The organism is Microbacterium sp. CPCC 204701 (assembly GCF_004010105.1).
GTDB lineage: Bacteria > Actinomycetota > Actinomycetes > Actinomycetales > Microbacteriaceae > Microbacterium.
In genome coordinates this window covers 1-4,677 of record NZ_RRYE01000245.1, presented here as the reverse complement: position 1 = coordinate 4,677, position 4,677 = coordinate 1, and the positions used below count along the sequence as shown (strand labels likewise).

Genomic DNA, 4,677 nt, shown 5'->3' with positions numbered 1-4,677 from the left:
ACGACGCCGGCGACGTGGAGGAGGGAGTCCAGTCGCGGCGGAGCGCTCTGCTGGCCGAACGCCCACGACAGTCTCGTCGGCTCTGCGAGATCGCCGACCAGCGTCTGCGCGCCGGGGAATCGCTCGCGCAGCTGCGCCGCGCGCCCGGCATCGCGTGCGAGCAGCCACACCTCGTCGCCGCGGCCGGCGAGGCGCTGCGCGAGGGCCTCGCCGATTCCCGAGCCCGCGCCCGTGATCAGGTGGATCGCCATGTCAGCCTTCGTCCTCGTGCAGGACGGCGTCGACCCGCATCGACGTCAGTGCCGTCACCGGGATCGCGTCGGGACGCTTGGCCGTGATGTGGTCGCCGGACGACTGGTGGCGCAGGCGCCGCAGCACCCACGGGACGAGATACTCGCGCGCCCACACCAGGTCGACCGCGCGGGCCTCGCGCCACGTGCGCACCGGCAGCGGATCGGGCTGCATCGGCTGCAGGTCGTTGGACACATTGAGCGCGCGCAGCACCATGCGCGCCACCTCGTGGTGACCGAGCGCGTTGTAATGCAGGCGGTCGTCGTCGAAGAAGCGCATGTCCTGCACCTCCTTCAGCGCCCACTGATCGGCGACGATGCAGTCGTGGCGGTCGGCGATCGCCCGGATGTTCTCGTTGTAGATGGCGACCTTCCCGCGGATACCTCGGAACACCGGCGTGAACGCGGTGTCGATGCCGGTGAACACGACGACCGTGGCGCCGTCGCGCGAGAGGCGCACGACGGCGTCTTCGAACAGCTGCGCGATCGCGTCGGGGTCGGAGCCGGGGCGGATGACGTCGTTGCCGCCCGCCGAGAACGTGACGAGGTCGGGCTTGAGCGCGACAGCGGGCTCGATCTGCTCGCCGACGATCTGACTGATCAGCCGGCCGCGGATCGCTAGGTTGGCGTACGCGAAGTCGTCGACCTGCTGCGACAGCACCTCGGCGACGCGGTCGGCCCACCCGCGGAATCCATTCGGCGACACCGGCTCGTGGTCGCCTACGCCTTCGGTGAACGAGTCGCCGATCGCGACGTAGCGTCGCCACGGGTGCGGCCCGGCGTTGGGCACGTACGGCGTGCGGGAATCCTGCTCTGTCGTCGACATCCGTCTTCCTCCGGCTCGTGACCGGTGCCCAGGGTACCGCGCCGGATGGACACGGACGTCCCCACACCCCCTCCAGGCGCGCCGGCGCGTCGGGCCGGCCGCGACCGGCGCGGTCGCGATCTCCATGTCGGGCGGATGTCTTAGGGTGGTGACTCGTTGTCCACGGGGGAGGTGTATTCGGTGACGGACGGAATTGCGCTCGAGTCATCGCCCGCCTTCACCGAACCCCATGCGACCCCGCCCCACGGTCCCGCCCGCGAGGGCGAGCCGCACATCGGCAGCTTCGCCGCGGAGCATCTCAGCCCGACATACCCGCAGCGGGCCCCATGGGGCACCGCGCAGCGCCTGCGCGCGTGGCAGGCCGAGGCGCTCGACCTGTTCTTCTCACTCGACGGGCCGGACGGACCCGGGAGCGGTCCGCGCGACTTTTTGGCCGCCGCTACCCCCGGCGCCGGAAAGACGACGTTCGCCCTGCGCCTGGCAAGCGAGCTCCTGCGGCGGCGCGTCGTCGACCGCGTCGTCGTCGTCGCCCCCACCGAGCACCTGAAGACCCAGTGGGCCGACGCGGCCGCGCGCGTCGGCATCCGCCTCGATCCCGCGTTCAGCAACCGCCATGTCGCACCCGCACGCCAGTACCACGGCGTGGCCGTGACGTACGCGCAGGTCGCGGCGAAGGCATCCGTTCACCAGCGCCTCACGATGGACGCGCGCACGCTCGTGATCCTCGACGAAGTGCACCACGGCGGTGACGCGCTCAGCTGGGGAGACGCGCTGCGCGAGGCGTATGGCCGTGCGACGCGCCGCCTGCTGCTGTCGGGCACGCCGTTCCGCAGCGACACCGCGCCGATCCCGTTCGTCGAGTACCACCCCGACGCGAAGGGCATCCGGGTCTCGCGCACCGACTACGCCTACGGCTACGGCCGCGCGCTCGAGGACGGCGTCGTGCGTCCGGTGCTCTTCCTCGTCTATGCCGGGCACATGCGGTGGCGCACCAAGACCGGCGACGAGATGGAGGCCCAGCTCGGGCAGGACAACACGAAGGACATCACATCGCAGGCCTGGCGCACGGCGCTGGACCCGGAGGGAGACTGGATCCCGGCGGTGCTGCGATCGGCCGACCGGCGCCTGACAGAGGTGCGCGAGCACGTTCCGGATGCCGGTGGCCTCGTGATCGCGACCGATCAGACGGCCGCGCGCGCCTATGCCGCGATCCTGCAGCAGATCACCGGCGAGCAGCCGACGGTGGTGCTGTCGGACGAGGCGGAGGCCTCGGGCCGCATCGAGGAGTTCTCGAAAGACACGAGCCGGTGGATGGTAGCCGTGCGCATGGTGTCGGAGGGCGTCGACGTGCCGCGCCTCGCGGTCGGCGTGTATGCGACGAGCGCGTCCACGCCGCTCTTCTTCGCGCAGGCGATCGGTCGATTCGTGCGTGCCCGTCGTCGTGGCGAGACCGCGAGCGTGTTCCTCCCGAACGTGCCGCAGCTGCTCGCCCTGGCGAACGAGATGGAGCGCCAGCGCGATCACGCGCTCGACCGCGACTCCGACGACGGCGACGAGTGGAACGCCGAAGAAGACCTGATGGACGCCGCAGAGCGTGAGGACAAGGCGTCCGACGCGCTCACCGAGGAGTTCACCTACCAGGCGCTCGGGTCGCGCGCGCACTTCGACCGCGTACTGTACGACGGCAAGGAGTTCGGCCAGCTCGCCGTCCCCGGCACTCCCGAGGAGGAGGAGTTCCTGGGACTGCCGGGACTGCTCGAGCCCGAACACGTGCACGAGCTGCTGATGCAGCGGCAGGCGCGCCAGAGCCGCCACCGCAACGTTCGCGAGGCGCAGGAATCCGCCGCGGGGCCGGAGGCCGAGCCGGCACTGCCTCAGGCACTGCATCGCACGCTCAAGGAGCAGCGCCAGCTGCTCAACAGCCTCGTCGGCCTCTATGCGCGGCAGTCCGGCGAAGCGCACGGTCTCGTCCACGCCGAGCTGCGCCGCATCTGCGGTGGCCCTGCGGTGTCGCACGCCACGGTGGCTCAGCTGCAGGCGCGCATCGACGTGCTGCGCAAGCGCGTGCACTCCTGACGTCGCCGCTCGCCGCGCCGAGACTTCCCGGCATGTCGGCGAGTTCTTCGTTCGAATCGCGGTGGCGCGTTCCTGTGCCGCCGCAGCGGGCGTGGGCAGAGCTCGTGCGCGCGCTCGCACCCGGCACGGGCCCCCGATGGTGGCCTGGCGTCACGCTGCTCATGGCGCCCCGGCGGCTGCTGCCGGGCGAGCGCATGACGGTGGTGGTGCGCAGCCCTCTCGGGTACCGGCTGCGGATGCGACTGGAGTTCACCGAGGTCGACCGGGGTCGTGCGATCGCCGCGCGCAGCGACGGCGACCTGCAGGGGAGCGGGCGGGTGGAGATCCGTGCCGACGGGGCCGCGGCTGGGCCCAGGCGCCCAGAAGCTCCGGGCGACGCGCCAGCGGAGCGTGGAGGGGGGCGTGAGGACCGTCGTCGTGTTCCAACGGGACGTCGAGACCCGACGCGCATGGATGAACGCGACGGCGTGGGCGCTGCGGCCCGCGTTCGAGCGCGCGCACGCGCGCGTCATGGACCGAGGGGAGGAAGGGCTGCGGGCGGCACTGGCCGCCGACTGACGTTCGGAGGTCCGAAATGCTGGCAATCCTCGGCTTCGGCGCGTCCGCGATCCGGGCGCTGACTAGCGTGGACGGGTCCGATCCCCGACTGGAGGCCCTGTGAGCGCGCCCGCCGCACCGACCGACCGCGACTGTCGCCGCTGGGCGCAGTACCTCGTCAACGAGCGCGCTGAGGCGCACGTGTACCGCGAACTCGCAGACCGGCGCACCGGCGAGGAGCGCGGGATCCTGCTCGCCCTCGCGGAGGCGGAGGGCCGGCACGAGGCCCACTGGCTCGACCTTCTCGGCGGCGCACCCGCGAGGCTGCCGCGACCCGATGTGCGGACGCGCCTGCTGGGGTGGATGGCCAAGCGCTTCGGCTCGATCTTCGTGCTGGCGCTCGCGCAGAACGCCGAGGCACGTTCGCCGTACGACGACGAGCCTTCCGCGACGGCCCGGATGGCGGCGGACGAGAAGATCCACCACGAGGTCGTCCGCGGTCTCGCCGCGCGCGGTCGCCGGCGACTGTCGGGCACTTTCCGCGCCGCGGTGTTCGGCGCGAACGACGGCCTCGTCTCGAACCTCGCCCTCGTCATGGGTATCGGCGCGACGGGTGTCTCGAGCCAGTTCGTGTTGTTCAGCGGTATCGCCGGGCTCCTCGCCGGGGCGCTCTCCATGGGCGCGGGCGAGTTCGTCTCGGTGCGTTCGCAGCGCGAGCTGCTCGCCGCGACCGAACCGAGCGACTATGCCGACGGCGCGATCCCGCACCTCGACATCGACGCCAACGAGCTCGCGCTCGTGTACCGCACGCGGGGGATGCCGGAGGCCGAGGCGTCCGCGCGCGCCCGCCGCCTCATCGAAGCCGCACACGCGGCCGGCCAGGGGCGCGCCGATACCGGTCCGGTCGAGGTCGCCGCGCACGGCGACGTCGTGGGCAGCGCGTGGGGC

The 4,677-nt window shown here is 72.0% G+C and carries 5 protein-coding genes; 3 read left to right on the top strand and 2 right to left on the bottom strand.

Translation table 11 applies throughout. The annotated features are described in order from the left end of the window. Both EIO58_RS13010 and EIO58_RS13005 read right to left on the bottom strand, forming a co-directional pair. Positions 1 to 251, bottom strand: a 251-nt coding sequence (locus EIO58_RS13010) for an SDR family NAD(P)-dependent oxidoreductase (RefSeq protein WP_127819899.1), incomplete at its 3' end; no start/stop codon positions are given. Between the two features lies 1 nt (position 252). Further along, complete coding sequence (locus EIO58_RS13005) at positions 253 to 1,116, bottom strand: SGNH/GDSL hydrolase family protein (protein WP_127819898.1); 864 nt, start codon at positions 1,114 to 1,116, stop codon at positions 253 to 255. Positions 1,117 to 1,389: 273 nt separating this feature from the next. Here EIO58_RS13005 and EIO58_RS13000 point away from each other — a divergent pair, with 273 nt between their 5' ends. The 3 genes from EIO58_RS13000 to EIO58_RS12995 form a co-directional block, all read left to right on the top strand. Next, positions 1,390 to 3,192, top strand: coding sequence for a DEAD/DEAH box helicase (locus EIO58_RS13000; protein WP_127819900.1), 1,803 nt, complete (start codon positions 1,390 to 1,392; stop codon positions 3,190 to 3,192). 402 nt (positions 3,193 to 3,594) lie between these two features. Further along, complete coding sequence (locus EIO58_RS18860) at positions 3,595 to 3,750, top strand: hypothetical protein (RefSeq protein WP_164861688.1); 156 nt, start codon at positions 3,595 to 3,597, stop codon at positions 3,748 to 3,750. Positions 3,751 to 3,849: 99 nt separating this feature from the next. Then, positions 3,850 to 4,677, top strand: an 828-nt coding sequence (locus tag EIO58_RS12995) for a VIT1/CCC1 transporter family protein (protein ID WP_127819897.1), incomplete at its 3' end; no start/stop codon positions are given.